Source organism: Mesorhizobium sp. BE184 (assembly GCF_031457045.1).
Taxonomy (GTDB): domain Bacteria; phylum Pseudomonadota; class Alphaproteobacteria; order Rhizobiales; family Rhizobiaceae; genus Mesorhizobium.
In genome coordinates, this window is sequence record NZ_JAVDVU010000002.1 from 884,714 (window position 1) to 906,837 (window position 22,124).

The window sequence follows — 22,124 nt, forward strand, 5'->3', positions numbered from 1 at the left end:
ATTCGGACGCGCTTATGACCGATGACGCAGCCATAGGCAAGATATCCGTGGTTTACGGCGGTGGTTCGGCGGCCTTGGCCCCCCGCTTCACATTTCTTCTGATCATGCCAAAATCGGCGCCCCCTGTGAGGAAGGCGAGCGCGAAATAGAGAATGGCGCCGGCTCCGGAAAGCAGTGCGAGCGCCACCGCCTTGGTCAGAAGCGGGGCGGATGAAGCCAGTTGCGGCGCGAGCCAGTCTTGGCCGAACCACAATGCCACGCCCATCAGAGCGGCCGATAGCAGAAGGCGCGGTATGCGCTTGAGCAGCGGCACGTCCCTGCCCCAGTGACCGCGCCGGACCAGCACACCTAGCAGAAGCGCCGCGTTGACCCAGCCGGCCGCCGCCGAGGCGACGGCAATGCCCGGCGCGCCCATGGACGGAAACAGGGTGAGCGCGGTAGCGACGTTGACGGCGACCGATATGGCGGCAAAGACCATTGGCGTGCGCGTATCCTCGCGGGCGAAATAGCCCGGCGTGAACGCCTTGATGAGCACGAAGGCCGGAAGTCCCAGCCCGAAGATGGCCAGGATGGCGGCAACGGTCGGCGTCGAATTGTTGGCGGCGAAGGCGCCGCGTTCATAAAGCAGCCGCACGATGGGTTCCGACATGACCAGAAGCGCTGCCGCTGCCGGGAGTGTCATGAAGAGGGTGAATTCGACCGACCGGTTCTGCAGATTTGCGGCCTCGACCACATTGCCCGCCTTCAGCGCCCGCGACAGTTCCGGCAGGAGCACGATGGCCACCGCGATACCGACGACGCCAAGCGGCAACTGGTAGATGCGATCGGCATAGGCGAGCGACGACACCGCGCTGTCCTGCCCCGAGGCGATGGCAGTACCGATGAGCTGGTTGATCTGGGTGATGCCGCCGGTGATCGCCGCCGGAAACGCCAGCACCAGCAGCCGTTTGACGTTGGGCGTCATGCGGGGCATGCGAAAGCCGATGGAAATGCCGGCATGGCGCACAGCGACCCAGACGATGGCGAGTTGGACCAGGCCGGCCGCCAGCACGCCCCATGACAAGGCATAGCCGACGCGGATGGCGTCCTGGCCGTCATACCAGGCATAGGCCAGAACAGCGATGAGAATGACGTTGAGAAACACCGGCGCGACCGCGGCGGCGAAATAGCGGCGCAGCGAATTCAGCATGCCGGCCATCATCGCCCCCAGCGACATGCAGATCAGATAGGGGAACATGATGGTCGCCAGCGTCACCGTCATGGCGAACTTGTCTGGCGTGTCGGCAAAGCCCGGCGCAACGGCGTAGCGGACGATCAGCGGCATCGCCAGTTCCATGACGATGGTTAGCGCTAGGAGCGCGCTGAACAAAACGCCAAAGACTTCCTCGGAAAAACGCTTCGCCCCCTCGAGGCCGTGGGCTTCGATTTCCTTGGAGAAGAGCGGCACGAAGGCAGCGTTGAACGCGCCTTCCGCGAACAGCCGGCGAAAGGTGTTGGGGAACTGGAAAGCGGCATTGAAGGCGTCGGCGATCGGACCGGTGCCAAGCGCCGCCGCCATCAGCATTTCGCGGGTGAAGCCGAGAATCCGGCTCATCAGCGTGCCGGATGCGACCGTGGCGAATTTTCTGACGAGGCTCATAGTGCGTCCTTCGAGGCTCGCTCCGTTCGCGCCTCAGGATGAGGACTGTTGATGCGCTTCGCGTACAGCTTGCAGCGGGCGTTGCCTCCGCCCTTCGATTCAAGCCCTGAAAAGCCTACGAAGATTTGCCGGCGTAGAGAACAAACAGCCCTGATCCTGAGGTGCGTGCGCGCAGGGCACGCGTCGGGCGGCCGCATCGACGGGCGGACGAGCCTCGAAAGACGCACCCTCATTCCGCCGCCGCCCTGACCTTGCCAGCGCGCTGGGGGACGGCATCCTCCAGTACCGCTGTCAGCCGGTCGCGCACGGTTTTTACGCGGGCCGAGTTTTCAAGCTTCTGGCCCGTCAGGTCGGTGACGTAGAAGGTGTCGATGACCTTTTCGCCGAACGTCGTGATATGGGCCGAGGCAATGTCGAGCGAGAGATCGGACAGCGTTCCGGTGATTTCCGAGAGAAGCCCCGGCCTGTCGAGACCCTCGACCTCGATGACGGAGAAGCGGTTCGACAGGGCGTTGCGGACCTCGGCGCGGGGCGGAATGCGGAACACCTTGGCGCCGCGCTTCGGCTTGGTGCGTTTCTCGATCATCTCCGGCAGCCATGCCCGGCCGGAAAGCACGTCCTCGATCAGCTTGCCGACCCGCTCGGCGCGGCGGCGTTCGTCTTCATCGCGATCGAATTCACGATTGATGAGGATGGAGTCGAGCGCCCGGCCGTCGGACGTCGTGAAGATCTGGGCATCGACGATGTTGCCGCCCGCCGCGACGCAAGCCCCGGCGATGACGGATAAAAGGCGCGGATGGTCCGGCGCCAGCACGGTGATCTCGGTGACCGCCTCGAACTGATGCGTCTTCACCATGGTGGCGAGCTTCCTGCCGGCACCGTCGGCCTCGCGGATGAACTCGGCATGGCGCAGCTGGTCGGCCAGATCGACCGCCAGAAGATAATTCTCGTAGTGGAGCCCGACGACGCGATGGCGTTCCGCATCCGGCCAGCCGGACAGGCCCTCAGCCAGCTTTTCGCGCGCGACCGATGCCCGTTCGGCGCGGGACACTTCCGAGAAGCCGCCGGTGAGGGCGAGTTCCGTCTCATAGTAAAGCGTCCTGAGCAGTTGGCCCTTCCAGCCGTTCCAGACACCGGGACCGACGCCGCGTATGTCGCAGACAGTGAGGATGAGCAGGAACTTGAGCCGGTCCACCGTCTGAACGACGGAGGCGAAATCGTCGATGGTCTTGCGGTCGTTGAGGTCGCGCGTCTGGGCGGTCATCGACATCAAGAGATGATTTTCGACCAGCCAGACGACCGTCTCGGTGTCGGCGGCCGACAGGCCCATATGCGGGCCGATGCGCCGTGCGATCCTCGCGCCAGCCTCCGAATGATCCTCGGGCCGGCCCTTGGCGATATCGTGCAGCAGAACCGCGACATAGAGCATTTCGCGGCTGCCCTTCAATCCAGGCATCAATGCGTGCGAAAGCGGATGTATTTTCTTGCTGTCGCCATGCTCGATCTCGGACAGCACACCGATGCAGCGTATGAGGTGCTCGTCCACCGTGTAGTGATGATACATGTTGAACTGCATCATCGCGACGATCTTGCCAAAATCCGGGATCAGCTTACCGAGCAGCCCGGCTTCGTTCATGCGCCGCAAATTGAGTTCCGGATTGCGGTCCGAAGTCAGGATATCGAGAAACAGGCGGTTTGCCTCCGGGTCGCGCCGCAACGCCCGGTCCACCAGTTTCAACGAGCGGGTGAGCAGCTTTAGTGCGTCGGGGTGAAATTCCAGCCCGTGCTTGTCCGCCAGCCAGAACAGCCGCAGCAGATTGACCGGGTCGCGCTCGAAAACCTTGTCGTCAGCGACGTTGATGCGGTGATTGTCGACGATGAAGTCGGCGGTACCGGCCAGCTTGCGCTTGCGCCGCTGAAAGGTCTGGAAAATGCGGTTGAAGCCGGGCACATGCTTGGCCTGTTCCTCCTCAAGTGCTGCGCAGAAGATTCGGGTCAGATCACCCACTTCCTTGGCGACGAGGAAATAATGCTTCATGAAGCGTTCGACCGCCGACAGTCCGGGATGGCTGGTGTAGCCAAGGCGTTCGGCGATTTCGCGCTGGATGTCGAAATGCAGCCGCTCCTCCGCTTTTCCTGTCAGGAAGTGCATGTGGCAGCGCACCGCCCAGAGGAAATCCTCGGCCTTCAGGAATGAGCGGTATTCGGCGTCCGTGAAGACGGCCTTGTCGACCAATTCCTCGCCGGTGCGGACGCGGTAGAAATACTTGCCGATCCAGAACAGCGTCTGCAGATCGCGCAGTCCGCCCTTGCCATCCTTGACGTTGGGCTCGACCAGATAGCGGCTTTCGCCGGCCTTGGCGTGGCGGTCATCGCGTTCGGCAAGCTTGGCCTGGACGAATTCCGGCCCGGTGGGCCGCACTACATCCCGGTCGAAACGCCCGACAAGCTCCTGGTAGAGCTTTTCCTCGCCCCACAAGAAGCGGGCTTCGAGGATGGAGGTGCGGATGGTGATGTCGGAGAGCGAAAGTCGGATGCAGTCCTCGATGTCGCGGGTGGCATGACCGACCTTGAGGCCAAGATCCCACAGTATGTGCAGGATATATCCGACGACCTGCTCACCCCAGGGCGTTTGCTTGGAGGGAAGCAAAAAAAGCAGGTCGATATCCGAACCGGGCGCCAGTGTGCCACGTCCGTAGCCGCCCACGGCAACGATGGCGATGCGCTCGCCCAGCGAAGGATTGCGAGCCCGGTAGACGTTGGTGACGGCGAAGTCGTAAAGCGCCCTGATCAGCTCATCCATCAGATGTGAAAGACGGGCAGCGCAGGCGGTGCCGCCGCCATCTTCCTTCAACATGTCCTCGGCGGTCTTGCGACCGGCGATCATTCTCTCCTTCAGCGCCTGCAGGACCTGAGCTCGGACCGAAGCGGCCGCACCGTCGCCGCCGGTGGCCGATGTCAGCGCCGTTAGGTCGCGGCGCAGGGCGTCGCCGTCGATGAGATGATCTAGCTTGAGAGATATCTTCGCCATAAAGCCGGACGGACCCTTTTTCCGGCGCGGTCTATAGCCTGTTTTCCGGTCCGTGGGTATGGGCAGAAAAAGACGAACTCATGCGACCGCCGGCAGCGCATGGTTCAGAGCGACGCGGTTGCCGCCCTGCCGTTTGGCATCCTCCATCTGGCGGTCTGCCTGACGCAGCACGTCGACGATGCGGAAGGGGCTGCACCGCGGGATGAGGACACCGCCGACGCTTACTTTCACATCGGGCATGCGGGCGCCATCGACATGCCATGGAATGATCTCGACCTGGCGGCGGATCAGTTCGGCCAGCCGTTGCGCCTCATCTGGGCCCACGGAGACAAGGAACACGCCAAACTCGTCGCCGGCGATGCGGCCAACGATGTCGACCGGACGGACGGCATACTGGATGGCCTTTGCCACCCTGATCAGGGCTTCGTCACCCCGTGCGTAGCCAAAGCGGTCATTGATGCTCTTGAAGCCGTCGGGATCGATAGCAAGAAGCGCGTAGGCTTCGTCGCGCCGGCGCACTTCCTCCACGCGCCGCAGGAAAACCTCGCGATTGGGAAGCCCGGTCATTCGGTCATGGCCGGTAACGAATGCCAGCGTGTCATGCGTTTCAACGAGGCTGCGATGTGATTCGCCCAGTTCTGCAAGTGCGGACTGAAGTCTCTCTGCCTGCGAGAAAATGAAAGCGGCGATCGGCGTTCCCACCAGTACAGGGATGGCGGCGCATTCGACCCAGCTCAGCCAGTCGATCGGCATGCCGAAAGCCAGACGCAATGAAAACGAGAGTGCAAACGTTGCGATGACCGCCGGCCCAATGACCAGCAAGGTTTTGGCCAATATACGTTTTTTTATTTCATTCATTTCGCCGAGCCTAGTCTACGGCGGCTAAATTCCGTTTATTGGAACGGCTAAGATTTTAGCGATAGCTCATATTCAAGCATCAGGATTCTAAGCCCTTGACCTTCCAGTAACTGGAAGCCTTATCTCCTGATGAAACGACAGCGAGATGCCAATGGCCCAGTCCGATCACTCCCATCATCATCATGCCGCAAGCAGCGCCTGCTGCGCGGCGCATCCAGCCATGGCAAAGGAGAGCAGTGTCCTACGCGATCCGGTGTGCGGTATGGTTGTCGATCCCGCCACCGCGGCTCATTTCCTGCATCACGACGGAGAAAAACACTACTTCTGCTCCGAAGGCTGCCTGAAGAAATTCGAAGCCGACCCGACAAGGTATCTGGGTGAGCGACCGGACCCGGCCCCAATGCCGAAAGGAACGCAATACACCTGCCCGATGCATCCGGAGATTATCCGAGACAAACCCGGTTCATGCCCGATCTGCGGCATGGCCCTGGAGCCGATGGGTGTTCCGGCGGACGATGCGGGACCGAATCCCGAGCTGGTCGATTTCACCCGACGCTTCTGGGTGAGTGCGGCGCTGTCAGTGCCGCTCCTGCTCCTGACCATGGGCTCGATGCTCGGCCTGCCGGCGCGCAGTTGGATCGGCGAGGGCCTGGCCGTATGGGTCGAGCTTGTGCTCGCCACGCCGGTGGTGCTGTGGGCGGCGCTGCCCTTTTTCGAGCGCGGCTGGGCTTCCATCGTCAACCGCAGTCTGAACATGTGGACGCTGATTTCGCTCGGCGTCGGTGCCGCCTATCTCTATAGTCTGGTCGCCGTCTTGTTCCCGGGGCTTTTCCCGCACGAAATCCGAGGCCATGGCGGCGCGGTGCCGGTCTATTTCGAGGCCTCTGCGGTCATCGTGGCGCTGGTCTTCCTCGGCCAGGTGCTGGAACTGCGGGCGCGCGAGCAAACCGGCTCGGCGATCCGCGCCTTGCTCGACCTCGCTCCGAAGACCGCGCGGCGGCTTAACCGTGACGGTTCCGAGACCGATGTACCGCGCGACGAGGTGAAAGCCGGCGACCGGCTGCGCATCCGGCCGGGTGAAGCCGTTCCCGTCGACGGCAGAGTGGTCGAGGGGCGTTCCTCGGTAGACGAATCGATGATCACCGGCGAGCCGGTTCCGGTCGAGAAGACCGAGGGCGACGCCCTGACCGGCGGAACGCTGAACAAGAATGGCTCGCTGATCATGCAGGCCGAAAAGGTGGGCGCCGACACCACGCTGGCACGCATCGTCGAGTTGGTCGCCAAGGCGCAGCGCAGCCGTGCGCCGATCCAGGGTCTGGCCGATCGCGTCTCTTTCTATTTCGTCCCCGCCGTGGCGCTGGTGGCGTTGGCGTCCTTCCTGATTTGGCTGCTATTCGGTCCCGGCCTCGCCTTCGCCATCGCTTCGGCCGTTTCGGTGCTGATCATCGCCTGTCCCTGCGCGCTCGGGCTCGCCACGCCGATGTCGATCATGACGGCCACCGGGCGTGGCGCCCATGCCGGCGTCCTGGTCAAGGATGCCGCGGCGCTCGAACGTCTAGCCTCCGTCAACATGCTGGTGGTCGACAAGACCGGGACGCTGACCGAAGGCCGGCCCCGGCTGACCGATGTGGTTGCTCAAGACATTGCTGAAGACGAGCTGCTGGCGCTGGCAGCGGGGCTCGAAGTCGGCTCCGAGCATCCGCTGGCGGGAGCCATCGTCGATGGCGCGCGGGAACGTGGCGTCCGCCCGGGCGAAGCCGGGAATTTCGAAGCGATCACCGGCAAAGGCGTTTCGGGAACCGTCTCGGACCGGCAGGTGACGCTCGGCAACGCGGCGATGCTGGCCGATTTCGGCATCGATGCACAGCCGATGATCCCCCGGGCGGAGGCGATGCAAGCCGAGGGAAAAACCGTCATGTTCGTCACTGTCGACGGTCGGCTCGCCGGTCTCGTGGCGGTTGCCGATCCGCTCAAGGCGAACGCCGGCGAGGCGATCCGCGCCCTGCAGGAAAGGGGCGTCACGGTAGTGATGGCCACCGGCGACAACTGGCGCACGGCGAAAGCCGTCGCGGCGAAACTCGGCATCGATCAGATGCGCGCCGGCCTGCTGCCCGAGCAGAAAAGCGACCTTATCGAAGAGCTGCGCCAACGCGGCGGCATCGTCGCCATGGCCGGGGACGGGGTCAACGACGCGCCGGCGCTGGCGACGGCCGATGTCGGCATCGCCATGGGATCGGGTGCGGACGTTGCCGTGGAAAGCGCCGGCATTACGCTGCTCAAGGGCGACCTCGCCGGCATCGTGAGGGCGAGAAGGCTGGCGGAAGGCACGCTGCGCAACATCCGCCAGAACCTGGTCTTCGCCTTCCTCTACAATGTGCTGGGCGTGCCGGTGGCGGCCGGCGTGCTTTATCCGATGACCGGCGCATTGCTGTCGCCAATGCTGGCCGCCGCGGCGATGAGCCTTTCTTCCGTCTCGGTCATCGGCAATGCGCTGCGGCTGCGGACGCTGAAATTATAGACCCCAGGGCGGGGCGCTACGTAACCTCGAAAGGAACCTCCATGACCCCATTCAAGAAGATCGTGCTGGCGCTGATGGCAGCTGGAATGCTGCTTGCCGTTTTCCTCGAAACCGCGCCGGCTCAGGACCACAAAGGCCACGATATGAGCGGCATGACCACGACCGCCGCCGACGGTCCCTCGACCGAGGGCTACAGGAAGGCGATGGACAAGATGCATGGCGACATGGCCATCCCTTACACTGGCAACGCCGATATCGACTTCGTGCGCGGCATGATTCCGCACCATCAGGGGGCCATCGACATGGCCAAGGTCGAGCTCGAACACGGCAAGGACCCCGAAATCCGCAAGCTGGCAGAGACAGTGATCAAGGCGCAGGAGGCCGAGATCAAGCAGATGCAGGAGTGGCTTGCCGCGCACGCACCGAAATAGCGCAAGAACTCCGGCTGGTCCGACTGTTCAGCCCTTCTGGCCTCTCAGCAATCGACGTTGCTGCACCGATCTATCCAAGCGTAGGATTTCCCTTTTGGAAGGAACGCGCAGATGCCTCTCGTTCGGATTTCCGTTCCCGCGGGCAAAGGTGAGGCCTTCGTCAAAAGCGTATCCGAAGGCGTGCATGATGCGATGGTCGCCACCATCGACATCCCGCAGGCAGACCGGTTTCAGGTCATCACCGAACATGCCGCAGGCAGGCTGGTGATCGACCCGACCTACATGGATATCGAGCGCAGCGAAGATGCGGTGATCATCCAGATCACCATGCGTTCGGGTCGCACAGTTGCAAAGAAGCGGGCGCTCTACCGGGCTATTGCCGACAACCTCGTTGCGCGCGCAGGCCTTCGTAAAGAGGACATCATGATCGTGCTGACCGAGAACGAGCTTATCGATTGGTCGTTCGGCAATGGCGAAGCCCAGTACGTGCCGGAATAGCTACGGTTTCCGGGTCAGCCCCTTCAGCCGGTAGAGCGCTTCCAGCGCTTCTCTTGGCGTCATCTCGTCTGGATTCATGTTGCCCAGCGCTTCGCCAACGTTTTCGGCTGTCTTCGGCGCGGGCGCTTCACGCTTCAGCACAGCCGAGAACAGTGGCAGATCGTCGATGAGCCGGTCTGTCTTGCCGGACACTTCGCCGGCTTCCAATTGCTGCAGCACTTCTCGGGCGCGCGCCACCACGGCCTCGGGCAGGCCCGCGAGCCGCGCCACCTGCACGCCATAGGAGCGGTCGGCGGCGCCCTTGCCAACCTCGTGCAGGAAGACGACGTCGCCTTCCCACTCCTTCACCCGCATGGTGACGTTGTGCAGGCGGGGCAACTTGCCGGAAAGCGCCGTCATCTCGTGGAAATGGGTAGCGAAGATGGCGCGGCAGCGGTTCTGCTCATGCAGATACTCCACCGCCGCCCAAGCGATAGAGAGACCGTCGAACGTCGCGGTGCCGCGGCCGATCTCATCGAGAATAACCAGCGCCCGCTCGCCGGCCTGGTTGAGGATGGCGGCGGTCTCGACCATTTCTACCATGAAGGTCGAGCGACCGCGCGCCAGATCGTCCGATGCGCCGACGCGCGAGAACAGCCGGTCGACGACGCCGATATGGGCGCTCTGCGCCGGAACGAAGGAGCCCATCTGCGCCAGGACCGCGATCAGCGCGTTCTGGCGCAGGAAGGTGGACTTGCCGCCCATGTTCGGGCCGGTGAGCAACCAGATCGCTCCATGCGGCCCGTCGCCTTCCGGCGACAGATCGCAATCATTGGCGACGAACGGCCCCTCGCCCGATCGCCGGAGCGCCTGTTCGACCACCGGATGCCGGCCGCCAGCCACTTCGAAGGCCAGGCTTGAATCCACCAGGGGCCGGCACCAGTTCTCGCTTTCCGACAACAGCGCAAGCGCCGCCGAAACATCGAGGACTGCCAGCGCCTCGGCGGCGGCGCGGATTTTGGCAGCATCCGCTACCGCTTCGGCGCACAGCCGCTCGAAGGCGGTCAGTTCGATGGTCAGCGCCCGATCCGCCGCGTTGGCGATCCTGGTTTCCAGCCCGGCCAGTTCCGTCGTGGTGAAGCGCATGGCGTTGGCCATGGTCTGGCGATGGATGAACCGGGCCTTGGCGCCATCCGATCCCGCCAGCACCGAATGGTGGTTGGCGGTCACCTCGATATAATAGCCGAGCACATTGTTGTGGCGGATCTTGAGCGACCTTATGCCGGTCTCCTCGATCAGCTCGCGCTCCATGGCGGCAATGACTTTTCGCGACTCGTCGCGCAGCGCCCGCATCTCGTCGAGCTCGTAGTCGTAGCCGGCGCGCACGAAACCGCCGTCTCGCTTCAGCAGCGGCAGTTCGTCCGACAGTGCGCGAGCGAGATGCTCGACCAGCGGCCGCGGCAATGCCGCGATCGCTTCCAGCGCCCGCTGCAACTCGACGGGCGGTTCGGCTTTGGCGAAGATGGCGGAAAGCTGCGCGGCGGCCTCGCATCCGGCCCGCAAGGCGCCGAGGTCGCGTGGGCCGCCACGGTTTAGCGCCAGCCTGGACAAAGCGCGCGGCATGTCGGCGACGCCTTTCAGAGCCTGCCGCACCGCTTCGCACAAGCGCGGTTCGGCGCGGAAGAAGGAGACTGAATCCAGTCGCGCGGCGATCCTGTCCGGATCGGTCAGCGGCGCCATCAGCCGGTCGGCCAGCAGGCGCGCGCCGCCGCCGGTGACGGTGCGGTCTATGGCCTTGAACAGCGAGCCGTCGCGGCTGCCCGACAATGTACGCAGCAGTTCCAGATTGGCCCGGGTCGCCGGGTCGATAAACAGGGTCGAGCCGCTTTCTTCGCGTTCCGGCCTCGACAGAGGCGGCCGCTCCGCCTTCTGCGTCTTTTCGACATAGGCGATGATACCCGATATCGCCGAGAGCTCGGCGCGGGAGAAGGCGCCGAAACTGTCCGGCGTCGCCACGTCGAAGAAGCGGGCGATGTGGCCCGCTGCCGAAGCAGAATCGAACAGGCTGGCCGGCTGCGGATTGGCGACGCGACCGAGCAGATCGAAGACCGGCTTCAACCCGGGATCGTAGAAGACGGCATCGGCCACGATCAGTTCGCGCGGATCGACCCTGCAGATGTCCGCCAGGAGCCGTTCATCGGTGGTTTCGGCAACCCGGAACGCACCGGTCGAGATGTCTATCCAGGCAAGGGCCAGGCCGCCAATGCCACCACTGGCGCCCTTGACCCGGCCAAGCGCCATAAGGAAGCTGGATTCCGAAGGCGCGAGCAGCTTTTCCTCGGTGATCGTGCCCGGCGTCACCAGCCGGATGACATCGCGGCGCACGACCGATTTGGAACCGCGCTTGCGCGCTTCGGCCGGATCCTCGATCTGCTCGCAGACGGCGACACGGAAGCCCCGTGCAATCAGCTTCTGGAGATAGTCGTCGGCGGCATGGACCGGCACGCCGCACATCGGGATATCGGCGCCCTGATGCTTGCCACGCTTGGTCAATACGATGCCCAGCGCCGCGCTCGCCTTCTCGGCATCGTCGAAGAAAAGTTCGTAGAAATCACCCATGCGGTAGAACAGCAGCGAATCCGGATTCGCCGCCTTGATCTCGATGAACTGCTCCATCATCGGCGTGACGGTGCCAGCGGCAGCCGAAGCCGGCACCGCGATTCCTGTCCGGATCGGCGTCTCGTCGTTCACAGGGATTCCCGCTTCATTGCGCCAGGTTCGGGCGCCCTCCCCGGCGAGGAGGAGGGTGCGCAAGTCCCCCTGTTTTTTCTGCCTGACATCCCGATCGAGCTCTGCACAAAAACAATCTTCTGCTGCTTGGCGGTTTACAGTTTCGATGTGTAGCCTTAATCGATCACACTCCACAGAAGAAAGCAGGCAGCCGGATCAAATGGCGCGGCACCCCCGGGAAGGAAATCTCTTAAAATGGCAAGAAACGACAAGTCCAACGGTCAGACGCCGTCTGTGAGTGAACAGGAGGCGCTGGAATTCCACGCCATGGGCCGGCCAGGCAAGCTTGAGATTAGCCCGACCAAGCCGATGGCGACGCAGCGCGACCTCAGCCTTGCCTACTCTCCCGGCGTCGCCGTTCCGGTCAAGGCGATCGCGGACGATCCATCGCGTGCCTTCGACTACACGACGCGCGGCAACATGGTGGCCGTCATCTCCAACGGTACCGCCATTCTTGGCCTCGGCAATCTCGGCGCGCTCGCTTCCAAGCCGGTGATGGAGGGCAAGGCAGTCCTGTTCAAGCGTTTCGCCGATGTCGATTCCATCGACCTCGAAGTCGACACCGAGGATGCTGACGAGTTCATCAATTGCGTGCGCTACCTCGGACCGTCCTTCGGCGGCATCAATCTGGAAGACATCAAGGCGCCGGAATGCTTCATCATCGAGCAGCGGCTGCGCGAACTGATGGACATACCGGTTTTCCACGACGACCAGCACGGCACCGCCATCATCTCGGCCGCCGGCCTGATCAACGCGCTCGACCTGACCGGCCGCGACATGAAGACGACGAAGCTCGTCTGCAACGGCGCGGGAGCGGCGGGCATCGCTTGCATCGAGCTGATCAAGGCGATGGGATTCGCGCCGGAAAACGTCATCCTGTGCGACACCAAGGGCGTCGTCTACCAGGGCCGCACCGAAGGCATGAACCAGTGGAAATCGGCCCATGCGGTGAAGACAGAAGCACGCTCTCTGGCTGACGCGCTGGATGGCGCCGATGTGTTCCTCGGCCTGTCCGCCAAGGGCGCGCTGACGCCGGCGATGGTGCAATCGATGGCCAAGAACCCGATCATCTTCGCCATGGCCAATCCGGACCCGGAAATCACACCGGAGGAAGCCGCCGAAATCCGCACCGACGCTATCATGGCGACGGGCCGCTCGGATTATCCGAACCAGGTCAATAACGTGCTGGGCTTCCCCTATATCTTCCGCGGCGCGCTGGACGTGCGCGCGACCACCATCAATGACGATATGAAGATCGCGGCCGCCCGCGCGCTTGCCGATCTGGCGCGACAGGATGTGCCAGACGATGTCGCGGCAGCCTATCAGGGCAACCGGCCGAAATACGGCCCCAACTATATCATCCCCGTCCCTTTCGACCCGAGATTGATCTCGGCCATTCCGGTGGCCGTGGCGAAGGCGGCCATGGAGTCCGGTGTCGCGGGGAAGCCGATCCTCGATCTCGACAAATACGCCAACGAACTGTCGGCCCGGCGCGACCCTATCGCCTCTACCCTGCAGCGCATCTACGACCGCGTGCGGCGGCAGCCGAAGCGTATCGTTTTTGCCGAGGGCGAGGAGGACCAGGTGATGCGCGCGGCGGTTGCCTACGTCAACCAGCGGCTGGGCACCGCCATTCTTTTGGGCCGCGACGACGTCATCAAGGAAAACGCCCGCAATGCCGGCGTCGATCTGAACAAGCCCGGGCTCGAGATCATCAACGCCCGGCTGTCGCGCAAGAACGCCATCTATGCCGACTATCTCTATGAGCGGATGCAGCGAAAAGGATTCCTGTTCCGCGATTGCCAGCGCCTCATCAACAACGACCGCAACCACTTCGCCGCCTGCATGGTGGCCTTGGGCGACGCCGACGGCATCGTCACCGGCGTGACGCGCAATTATTCGACGGCGCTTGACGACATCCGCCGCGTCATCGACGCCAAGCCGGGGCACCGCGTCATCGGCGTCTCGATCGTGCTGGCGCGCGGCCGCACCGTCATCGTCGCCGACACGGCTGTACACGATATGCCGAATGCAGAGCAGATCGCCGATATCGCCGAGGAAGCGGCCGGCTTTGCCCGCCGCATGGGTTACGAGCCGCGTCTGGCCATGCTCGCCTATTCCACCTTCGGCCATCCGCATGGCGAACGTTCCGAGCGGATTCAGGAGGCCGTCCGCATTCTCGACAAGCGGCGCGTCGATTTCGAGTATGACGGCGAAATGGCAGCCGACGTTGCGCTCAATGCGCGCGCCATGGGCCAGTACCCGTTCATCCGTCTCTCAGGCCCGGCGAACGTGCTGGTCATGCCGGCGTTTCACTCGGCCTCGATCTCGACGAAGATGCTGCAGGAACTCGGCGGCTCGACCGTCATCGGCCCGCTGCTGGTCGGCCTGAACAAGCCGGTGCAGATCGTCAGCCTGAACGCCAAGGACTCTGACATCGTCAACATGGCGGCAATGGCGGCATTTTCCGCAGGGACGTGATCGTCCCTGTAACCAGGCAAGGAAAAGAAGGGCCGCCAAACGGCCCTTCTTTTTTGCCGATCAGGTCTTAGCGGCCTGAACGAATTTCGGATCGAAAGTCTTTTCGTAGGCGACGTCGGCATTGGCCAGATCGGGATCGAGCGTTTTCAAAACGCCCATCATCGAATCATAGCCTTCCTTGGTCACCATCCCGTCCGGAGAATACATCTCCTTCGAGTTCTTGACCGCTTGCATATAGAGGTCACGGTTGCCGAGCAGATATTCCTGCGGCACCGTATCGGCGATATCGGCAGGGCTGGCCTGGCCAATCCATTTCAGCGATTTCATGAACGCATTGACCAGGCGCTGCGTCGTCACAGGATTGGCCTCGGCGAACTCGCGCTTGAGATAGACCGTCGCGGCAGGGTTCGGGCCGCCGAACAGTTCGCGCGTGCCGGCCTCGGTGCGGGTGTCGAGCAGCACCTTGATGTCGCCCTCGAATTCGAGCTGCGCGATCACCGGATCAAGGTTGGAGATGCCGTCGATTTCACCGCTCTTCATCGCGGCTACAGCACCGGCGCCGCCGCCAATGCCGATGATCGAGGCGTCCTCAGCCTTGAGGCCGTTTTTCAGCAGCGCATATTGCAGCATCAGGGCTGTCGACGAGCCGGGAGCGGTGACCCCGATCTTGCGGCCCTTCAGGTCAGCGACGGATTTTACCTCGCCTTCGAGGTTCTTGCGCACCGCGATGACGATGCCGGGGAAGCGGCCGAGATCGCAGACCGCGGTGATGTCCTGGCCCTTGTCCTGCATGCGGATCGTATGCTCGTAGGCTCCGGTGACGACGTCCACCGAACCGCCGACCAGCGCCTGCAGCGACTTGGAGCCGCCGGCGAAATCGTTGATCGTTACATCCAGGCCTTCCTCCTTGAAGAAGCCCTTGCGCTCGGCGATCGTCAGCGGCAGGTAGTAGAGCAGCGGCTTGCCGCCGACGCCGAGCGTCAGCGCGGGTTTCTCCGGCTTGGCGTCCTGCGCGAAGCTCGGCATCAGTCCGGCTGAGGCCCCGACGGCCAGACCGGCGCTGCCGATCAGGAATGTTCTGCGTTTCATGTGTTTCCTCCACTTTCCAGTTTGAATTATTGCGCCCGCCAGGCCAGCAGGCGTTGTTCGACCAGCGTCACCAGCCAGTCGACGATCAGCACGAAGGCCATCAGCACGAACATGCCGGCAAAGACGCCGACGACATCGAAGACGCCTTCAGCCTGCTGGATGAGATAGCCGAGGCCCGCCGCCGAGCCGAGATATTCCCCGACCACCGCGCCGACCACGGCGAAACCGACCGAAGTGTGCAGGCTGGAGAACATCCAGGAGAGCGCCGAGGGGACATAGACATGGCGCAGCAGCTGGCGCTCGCTCATGCCGAGCATGCGGGCATTGTCGAGCACCGGCCGGCTGACTTCCTTGACGCCCTGATAGACGTTGAAGAAGACGATGAAGAACACCAGCGTGATGCCGAGCGCGACTTTCGACCAGATGCCGAGGCCGAACCAGAGCGCGAAGATCGGCGCCAGCACGACGCGCGGCAGCGCGTTGGCCGCCTTGACGTAGGGATCGAACACCGCCGCCAGCAGCGGCCGCCGTGCGAACCAGAAGCCGAAGAAGACACCGCCCAGCGAGCCGAGCACGAAGGCGAGCAGCGATTCCGACAGGGTGATGCCGAGATGGTACCAGATCGAGCCATCGACGAACCACTGGACGATACGCTTCATGACGCTGAACGGATCGGCGAAGAAGAACTCGATGGTCTTGGGGTTGCCGAACAGTGTGGTGGTCGAGGCAAGCTGCCAGACCGCGATGATAACCACCGCGACAAGAACCTGCAGGCAAAGAAGCACCGCCTTTTTCATCGGCTGTCCTCCCCGGTCTGCCCATAAGCCCTCAGGACCTCCTGGCGCAGCGCGTCCCAGATTTCCTTGTGCAGCCGGTTGAACCGCGGATCGTGCCTGATGTCGGCGACGGCGCGCGGTCGTTCCAGCGGAATGGGGAAGTCGCCGATGATCGATGAGCGCGGCCCGGCGGACATGATGACGACGCGGTCGGAGAGCGCGATGGCTTCGTCGAGATCGTGGGTGACGAACATCACCGCCTTGCGGTTCTCCGACCACAGTTTCAACAGCAGATCACCCATGATCAGCCGCGTCTGGGCATCAAGGGGACCGAACGGCTCGTCCATCAGAAGAAGCCTGGGGTTGCGGATCAGGACCTGGGCAAGGCCGACGCGTTTGCGCTGGCCGCCCGAGAGCATCTGCGGGTACCGATCAGCAAAGGCGGCAAGGCCAACGCGCTCCAGCCACTCCATGCCCATCCGTCTCGCTTCGGATCTCTTCGTACCGGCGATTTCCAGGCCGATGGCGACGTTCTCGATCACGGTCTTCCACGGCATGAGCGAATCCTGCTGGAACAGGTAGCCGGCCTGGCGGTTGATGCCCTTCAATTCCTGGCCGAATATTTCGACCGTACCCGTAGACGGCTGCAAGAGCCCGGCGGCCGCATTGAGCAAGGTCGACTTGCCACAACCGGTAGGACCGACGATCGACAGGAACTCGCCCTCGCCCACCGCCAGATCCGTTGCCGCGACGGCTTCGAAACGGCCACGGTCCTTGAGATCGAACGCGATGCTTACTTGCTTCAGGCGAACGGCCTGAACCCGATCCGTCATCCTTCGTCATTCCTCCCTGACGGCGCCTCGTCGGGCGCGTCTGTCGTTAGGACACACCAAAGCGTTTTCGGTCAAGTATTGCTAGGGCCAAAGGCGGCGCGAACTTGGTCTATAAGTCTGATTTGACGATTATCGCGCAAGAAGTGCTGCCGGGCGCATTGCCGAACTAGCCACGCTGGTTCCAGCGGCGAATGACCGGCTCGGTCATGTCATGCTCGTAACCAAGGATGCTGACGCTGGCCGTGTCGAGCACGAAGTGCCGGCCGCCTTCGGGGCCAAGGCCAAGCCAGCAGGACGCCAGCGTGCGCAGGAAATGCGAAGAGGAAAAGATCAGCGTCGTGCCTTCCAGGCGCCTCAGCGCGGCAACGACGCGGTTGGCGCGCTTGCCTGCCTCCGCCACGCTTTCACCGCCGGGGCAGCCATCGCTGTAGAGGCTCCAGCCCGGCCGCTCGGCCGTTATCTGCTTGGTGGTCAGGCCTTCATAATCGCCATAGTCCCATTCCTGCAGGTCGTCCTTCTTCACCGCGTTGCCGCCGTAGCCGGATAGAACGCAGGTCTGCCAGGCGCGGCTGGACGGGCTGGACCAGACGGTCGAGAATGCGTGGGCCCGAAGCCTTTCGGCCAGCGACCGGGCTGCATCCTCGCCGGCGGCGGTCAGCGGAACGTCGCTGCGGCCGGTGTGCTTGCCGGTCGCGCTCCATTCGGTCTCGCCGTGGCGAACCAGGTAGATTTCAGGGAATTTGCCTGCCATGCGGACTCCTCTAGCTGTTCCCACAGCATCCTAGCCCGGCGCCAAGCCGCTGGAAAAGGCTGCAGATAGTGGCCAATCCGCCTGTCAGATAAGTCCAGCCTGCTCGGCTTCCTGGCGCAGGTTCTGGCGCGGGCGCGGGCCGATCTGCTGGATCACCAGCCCGGCGGCCAGCGAGCCCAGATCGCCGCAATCCTTGAGGCTGCGGCCTGTCGTGTAGCCGTAGAGAAAACCGGCGGCGTAAAGGTCGCCGGCGCCTGTGGTATCCACCAGTTCGCGGATTTTGGTCGCCTCTATGATCTGGGTTTCATCGCCCCGCACGATGACAGAGCCCTTTTCGGAGCGGGTGACGGCGGCGATGCGGCAATCCTTGCGAATGGCGGCCAGCGCCTCGTCAAAGGACGCCGTCTGGTAAAGCGATTTGATCTCATGCGAGTTGGCGAAGACGATGTCGACGGTGCCCGAACGCATCAGGTCGAGGAACTCGTCGCGATAGCGATCGACGCAGAAAGAGTCTGACAGGGTCATCGAAACTTCACGGCCGGCGCCATGCGCCAGCGCGGCGGTCTGGCGGATCGCCTCCTTGGCGCGCGACGGGTCCCACAGATAGCCCTCGAAATAGGTGACCTTGGCGCCGCTCGCCTTTTCCGGCTCAACGTCCTCCGGCCCGAGTTCGACACAGGCGCCGAGATAGGTGTTCATCGAGCGTTCGCCGTCGGGCGTGACGAAGATCATCGAGCGTGCCGTCGGCGGCGTGCCGCCCAGCGGCCTGGTATCGAAGGCGACGCCCTGGGCGCGGATGTCGTGCGCATAGATTTCGCCCAGCGCGTCGCTGGAGACCTTGCCAAAGAATGCCGCCCTGCCGCCGAACGAGGCGATGCCTGCGGCGGTATTGCCGGCCGAGCCGCCGGACGCTTCGATCGCCGGCCCCATGCGGCTGTAGAGCAGCTCCGCGCGGTCCGTATCGATCAGGTTCATGGCGCCCTTGATGATGCCGTTTTCGGCCAGGAACGTTTCCTCGCACTGGGCGATGATGTCGACAATGGCATTGCCAATGCAAAGCACGTCATACTGGCTCATAAGCGTCTCCATGCCGTTGCCCGGCATGAAACGCGGGCCGGGCGCGTTCTAGCCGGTTGTGGCACATTTGCAAGCCCGCCGCGGCAATCCCGGCGGCGGCGTCATGGCTTCGGCGTGAAGAGGCCCTGAAGCTTGGAGAATGGCATGGCGGCGCGGGCAAAGCCGAATGTGCCGTCCTGCAATATCTCGCGGGAAGCCGTTTCGAGCATGCCGAAAGCAAATTCGGTCAGCCACGGGCCAAGCGACACCCGCTTGACGCCGGCCTCCGCGAGCGCCGCGACGGTCAGTCCGGGTCGGGCCATGACGTTGACCGGCTTCCGCACCGCCGAGCAGACGAGGCGCACCGCCTCCATATCCGGTAGGCCGGGGGCGTAGAGTACATCGGCGCCCGCCTTCTCGAAAGCCTGCAGACGCTTAATGGTCTCGTCCAGATCGGGCCTGTTCCAGAGGAAGTTTTCGCAGCGCGCGGTGAAGACGAAGTCGCGCTTCAGCGCCCGCGCCGCTTCCGCCGCGGCGGCGACACGTTCGACGGCCTGGGAGAAATCGTAGATCGGCTGGGAAGTGTCGCCCGTGTGGTCCTCGATCGAGCAGCCGGCCAGACCCGCGGCCTCCGCGGCGAAGATCGTTTCAGCGGCGCTTCCGGCGCTGTCGCCCTTGCCCTTTTCGAGATCGGCGGAGACCGGCAGGTCGGTCGCATTCGCCAGCTCGCGGCAATGCTGGATCATCATGTCGAAGCCGACACCGCCGTCGGGCAGGCCGCGCGAAAAGGCGAAACCGGCACTGGTGGTGGCCAGGGCCTTGAAGCCGAACGAGGCGAGCAGCTTGGCCGTGCCGATGTCCCACGGATTGGGCATGACGAAAATGTTGTCGTGAAGTTGGCGAAAAAAGCTGCCCGTCCCCATCCGTGTCACCCCGCGATGAACGAAAACCCCGCCTATTTCATAGCCGGGCGTTGCGCGGCGAGCAACGGATGCCGCTGTAGCAGGGATTTTTCCATAACCGGAGCGGAATCGTCCGCTAACTGAGGCCAGCAAGCCCAGCCAGATCGCGCATGTCGTCAAACAGGACGCCGCCCGCCGCCTCAAGCCCATCCGGATCGGAATGCGGGTCGCCATGATAGGAAAAGACCCGCATGCCGGCGGCGATGCCGGCTTGCGTCCCGGCAACGCTGTCTTCGACGACAATGCAGCTTTCCGGCGCAACGCCCATGGTCTTGGCGGCATGGAGGAACAGATCGGGGAAGGGTTTCCCCCGGCTGACCATGGTGGCCGAGAACATGGCGTGCTCGAACAGCGGCAGCAGGCCGGTTGCGCCGAGCGTGATGTGCATCTTGGAGACGCGAGCCGATGAGGCGACGCAGTAAGGGATGCCGGCCGTGCGCACCGTGTCGATGAATTCGCGGACATGGGGTATGGCCGTCACGCCGCCGGCGAACAAATCCGGCAGGCCGGCATTCCAGCGTTCGACGAAATCGGCGCCAAGCATGATGCCGCCTTCCTCGATTTCCTTCTGGACAGAGACCATGCTGCGGCCGGTGAAGACCTTGCGGCAATATTCGAAGGTCGTGGAAAATCCGGCCTCGTTCAGCCAGTCCGACAATCGGCGGTTGGCCAGGTTCTCGGTATCGACGAGCACGCCATCGCAGTCGAAGATCACAAGCTTGGGTGGTTGGCTGGACAATCGTCAGGCCGTCCCGGTGGAGCCGAAGCCCGCCGCGCCGCGAACCGTGCCCCCAGCGAGGCTGCGTTCTTCGATGCTGGCCTGGGTGACCTGTGCAAAGACGATCTGGGCGATGCGCATTCCCCGCGTCACCACAAAATCCTCATCGCCGAGATTGATGAGGAGGACCTTCACCTCGCCGCGATAGTCGCTGTCGATGGTGCCCGGCGTGTTGAGGCAGGTGATGCCGTGCTTCAGCGCCAGCCCGGAACGGGGGCGGACCTGACCTTCCATCCCCTCGGGGATTTCCATGACCAGGCCGGTCGGGACCAGCGCACGCTTGCCCGGCAGGATAAGCATCGGCCGGTCTTCCGGTACGGCGGCGCGCAAATCCATGCCGGCGGCGCCGGAACTCTCATAGGCCGGAAGTGGCAAACCTTCGCTATGCGGCAGGCGCACGATTCCGACGGCCGGGCCGAGTACGGAGTGGCTATAGGCGAGATTTGGCATGGGCATCATCCTATTCGCCTCGCCATCAAAACGGTCAACGGCCATGGCCATCGACGCGTTCTTTTTGCACAGGAACGTTGCCGTTCCGGCCAGTTTGCAAAAGACGTGGCAGGCTCAAAAACGGGCCGGATCAGGCGACAGCTACAAACTCTGTTGGCGCGCCGTTCGCGGCAAGAAAATCGTCGAGCTGCCCGGTGGTCGGCATGGCGGGCGCGCAGCCGACCTTCGTCACCACGATGGCAGCGGCGGCTGACCCGCGTATGACGCATTCGCGAACCGACCGTCCATCCGCCAATGCCGCCAGGAAGCTGCCCAGAAAAGCGTCGCCCGCACCCATTGGCTTGACGGCTTCGACGGGGAATATTCCGGTCCGTTCCTGCTGGCTGCCATGCAGGGTTATGGCACCCGCATCGCCCATCTTGTAGACGACGATCTCCGCAGTTGTCGCAGCAAGGCGAGACGCGGCTGCGAAGCCGTTCGAATCGAAGCCCGACAGGACTTCGAATTCCTCCTCATTGCCGACCACGATATCGGAAAGCGCGGCTACCTGCGCGCAGACGGCGCTGGCCTCCTGCGGCGAGGCCCACGCGAAAGCTCGGTAGTCGATGTCGAACACGACGCAGACGCCCGCTTGCCGGGAAAGCTCGACCGCCCTCAAGGAGGCGCTTCGCGATGGTTCGGTCGCCAGAACCAGACCGGCGACGACGAGCGCATCGAAGCTTGAGAAATCCAGCCGCTCGACATCGGCCGCCGTCATGTCGAGATCGGCGGCGTCCTTGCGGTAGACCACCCAGCGGGCATCTACCAAACGGCTTTCCGCCAGCGCTAGCGAATTGCGCGCCGGACCGCCAACGCGGCGGATGCGGTCGGTCGAGACTCCGTAGCGCTGGAGCTGGTTGAGGCAGAAACCGCCAACGGCATCGTCCGAAACAGATGTGAGAAGCGTGCTTTTCAACCCATGGCGGGTCAGCGCGACGGCAATGTTCGCGGACGATCCGCCGAGGCATGGCGTGAAATTGCTCGCATCCTCGACAAGAGTGCCGGGAGGATCGGCATAGAGATCCATTCCGGCCCGCCCAAGGACCAGGAAACGGCCGCCCCTAATACGGTCCACCGCCGTCGTCACGGCCGAATTCCCAGCCAATGCGGAATCCGCGCTATGGAAAGGAGGCCACCATCCGGTCGGCTGTATGCTGCTCTGGAA

General features: G+C 63.4%; 17 protein-coding genes. 4 read left to right on the forward strand and 13 right to left on the reverse strand.

The window, feature by feature from the left end; translation table 11 throughout:
* Positions 1-52 precede the first annotated feature (52 nt).
* The 3 genes from murJ to J2X35_RS12360 form a co-directional block, all read right to left on the reverse strand.
* Entirely contained in the window at positions 53-1,639 is a 1,587-nt protein-coding gene (murJ, locus tag J2X35_RS12350) for a murein biosynthesis integral membrane protein MurJ (protein WP_056113263.1), read from the reverse strand.
* 229 nt (positions 1,640-1,868) lie between these two features.
* Positions 1,869-4,670 (reverse strand): [protein-PII] uridylyltransferase, encoded by a 2,802-nt coding sequence (locus J2X35_RS12355; protein WP_310185740.1) that lies wholly within the window; start codon positions 4,668-4,670, stop codon positions 1,869-1,871.
* Between the two features lie 78 nt (positions 4,671-4,748).
* Positions 4,749-5,528 carry a GGDEF domain-containing protein gene (locus J2X35_RS12360; RefSeq protein ID WP_056113256.1) on the reverse strand — a complete coding sequence of 260 codons (780 nt, stop codon included), beginning with the start codon at positions 5,526-5,528 and terminating at the stop codon, positions 4,749-4,751.
* A gap of 151 nt (positions 5,529-5,679) precedes the next feature.
* On the opposite strand from J2X35_RS12360, the gene J2X35_RS12365 reads away from it, so the two are divergent.
* The 3 genes from J2X35_RS12365 (at position 5,680) to J2X35_RS12375 (ending at position 8,975) form a co-directional block, all read left to right on the forward strand.
* Entirely contained in the window at positions 5,680-8,046 is a 2,367-nt protein-coding gene (locus tag J2X35_RS12365) for a heavy metal translocating P-type ATPase (RefSeq protein ID WP_310185743.1), read from the forward strand.
* Positions 8,047-8,087: 41 nt separating this feature from the next.
* Complete coding sequence (locus tag J2X35_RS12370) at positions 8,088-8,477, forward strand: DUF305 domain-containing protein (protein ID WP_310185746.1); 390 nt, start codon at positions 8,088-8,090, stop codon at positions 8,475-8,477.
* Positions 8,478-8,588: 111 nt separating this feature from the next.
* Entirely contained in the window at positions 8,589-8,975 is a 387-nt protein-coding gene (locus J2X35_RS12375) for a tautomerase family protein (protein WP_310185749.1), read from the forward strand.
* Here the strand turns inward: J2X35_RS12375 and mutS are convergent, their stop codons facing one another.
* Positions 8,976-11,687, reverse strand: coding sequence for a DNA mismatch repair protein MutS (mutS, locus tag J2X35_RS12380; RefSeq protein ID WP_310186146.1), 2,712 nt, complete (start codon positions 11,685-11,687; stop codon positions 8,976-8,978). It lies immediately after the preceding gene.
* A 252-nt stretch (positions 11,688-11,939) separates the two neighbouring features.
* On the opposite strand from mutS, the gene J2X35_RS12385 reads away from it, so the two are divergent.
* Positions 11,940-14,225: an NADP-dependent malic enzyme gene (locus J2X35_RS12385; RefSeq protein WP_056113245.1), complete on the forward strand. Its 2,286-nt coding sequence runs from the start codon at positions 11,940-11,942 to the stop codon at positions 14,223-14,225.
* A gap of 60 nt (positions 14,226-14,285) precedes the next feature.
* On the opposite strand, the gene J2X35_RS12390 is transcribed toward J2X35_RS12385, so the two are convergent.
* From J2X35_RS12390 to iolC, 9 genes are all read right to left on the reverse strand, one after another.
* Positions 14,286-15,314, reverse strand: coding sequence for an ABC transporter substrate-binding protein (locus J2X35_RS12390; protein ID WP_310185751.1), 1,029 nt, complete (start codon positions 15,312-15,314; stop codon positions 14,286-14,288).
* Positions 15,315-15,340: 26 nt separating this feature from the next.
* Positions 15,341-16,111 carry an ABC transporter permease gene (locus tag J2X35_RS12395; RefSeq protein ID WP_056113239.1) on the reverse strand — a complete coding sequence of 257 codons (771 nt, stop codon included), beginning with the start codon at positions 16,109-16,111 and terminating at the stop codon, positions 15,341-15,343.
* Positions 16,108-16,923, reverse strand: coding sequence for an ABC transporter ATP-binding protein (locus J2X35_RS12400; protein WP_310185754.1), 816 nt, complete (start codon positions 16,921-16,923; stop codon positions 16,108-16,110). The genes J2X35_RS12395 and J2X35_RS12400 overlap by 4 nt, the downstream gene beginning before the upstream one ends.
* Positions 16,924-17,089: 166 nt before the next feature.
* Positions 17,090-17,674 carry a histidine phosphatase family protein gene (locus J2X35_RS12405; protein WP_310185757.1) on the reverse strand — a complete coding sequence of 195 codons (585 nt, stop codon included), beginning with the start codon at positions 17,672-17,674 and terminating at the stop codon, positions 17,090-17,092.
* Positions 17,675-17,758: 84 nt separating this feature from the next.
* The gene (locus J2X35_RS12410) at positions 17,759-18,751 is read right to left on the reverse strand and encodes an adenosine kinase (RefSeq protein WP_310185760.1); all 993 of its coding nucleotides are present in this window, start codon (positions 18,749-18,751) and stop codon (positions 17,759-17,761) included.
* A 101-nt stretch (positions 18,752-18,852) separates the two neighbouring features.
* The gene (locus J2X35_RS12415; protein WP_310185763.1) at positions 18,853-19,653 is read right to left on the reverse strand and encodes an isocitrate lyase/phosphoenolpyruvate mutase family protein; all 801 of its coding nucleotides are present in this window, start codon (positions 19,651-19,653) and stop codon (positions 18,853-18,855) included.
* 115 nt (positions 19,654-19,768) lie between these two features.
* A complete protein-coding gene (locus tag J2X35_RS12420; protein ID WP_310185766.1) occupies positions 19,769-20,431 on the reverse strand; it encodes an HAD family phosphatase in 663 nt (220 codons plus the stop codon).
* A gap of 3 nt (positions 20,432-20,434) precedes the next feature.
* Complete coding sequence (gene dut / locus J2X35_RS12425; RefSeq protein ID WP_310185769.1) at positions 20,435-20,920, reverse strand: dUTP diphosphatase; 486 nt, start codon at positions 20,918-20,920, stop codon at positions 20,435-20,437.
* Positions 20,921-21,050: 130 nt separating this feature from the next.
* A complete protein-coding gene (iolC, locus tag J2X35_RS12430; protein ID WP_310185771.1) occupies positions 21,051-22,046 on the reverse strand; it encodes a 5-dehydro-2-deoxygluconokinase in 996 nt (331 codons plus the stop codon).
* Between the last annotated feature and the right edge of the window lie 78 nt (positions 22,047-22,124).

What these genes read in the sequence shown, in the direction of transcription:
- murJ (WP_056113263.1), bottom strand. Translation starts at nt 1,639, where the DNA reads ATGAGCCTCGTCAGAAAATTCGCCACGGTCGCATCCGGCACGCTGATG.
- J2X35_RS12355 (WP_310185740.1), bottom strand. Translation starts at nt 4,670, where the DNA reads ATGGCGAAGATATCTCTCAAGCTAGATCATCTCATCGACGGCGACGCC.
- J2X35_RS12360 (WP_056113256.1), bottom strand. Translation starts at nt 5,528, where the DNA reads ATGAATGAAATAAAAAAACGTATATTGGCCAAAACCTTGCTGGTCATT.
- J2X35_RS12365 (WP_310185743.1), top strand. Translation starts at nt 5,680, where the DNA reads ATGGCCCAGTCCGATCACTCCCATCATCATCATGCCGCAAGCAGCGCC.
- J2X35_RS12370 (WP_310185746.1), top strand. Translation starts at nt 8,088, where the DNA reads ATGACCCCATTCAAGAAGATCGTGCTGGCGCTGATGGCAGCTGGAATG.
- J2X35_RS12375 (WP_310185749.1), top strand. Translation starts at nt 8,589, where the DNA reads ATGCCTCTCGTTCGGATTTCCGTTCCCGCGGGCAAAGGTGAGGCCTTC.
- J2X35_RS12385 (WP_056113245.1), top strand. Translation starts at nt 11,940, where the DNA reads ATGGCAAGAAACGACAAGTCCAACGGTCAGACGCCGTCTGTGAGTGAA.
- J2X35_RS12390 (WP_310185751.1), bottom strand. Translation starts at nt 15,314, where the DNA reads ATGAAACGCAGAACATTCCTGATCGGCAGCGCCGGTCTGGCCGTCGGG.
- J2X35_RS12395 (WP_056113239.1), bottom strand. Translation starts at nt 16,111, where the DNA reads ATGAAAAAGGCGGTGCTTCTTTGCCTGCAGGTTCTTGTCGCGGTGGTT.
- J2X35_RS12400 (WP_310185754.1), bottom strand. Translation starts at nt 16,923, where the DNA reads ATGACGGATCGGGTTCAGGCCGTTCGCCTGAAGCAAGTAAGCATCGCG.
- J2X35_RS12405 (WP_310185757.1), bottom strand. Translation starts at nt 17,674, where the DNA reads ATGGCAGGCAAATTCCCTGAAATCTACCTGGTTCGCCACGGCGAGACC.
- J2X35_RS12410 (WP_310185760.1), bottom strand. Translation starts at nt 18,751, where the DNA reads ATGAGCCAGTATGACGTGCTTTGCATTGGCAATGCCATTGTCGACATC.
- J2X35_RS12415 (WP_310185763.1), bottom strand. Translation starts at nt 19,653, where the DNA reads ATGGGGACGGGCAGCTTTTTTCGCCAACTTCACGACAACATTTTCGTC.
- dut (WP_310185769.1), bottom strand. Translation starts at nt 20,920, where the DNA reads ATGCCAAATCTCGCCTATAGCCACTCCGTACTCGGCCCGGCCGTCGGA.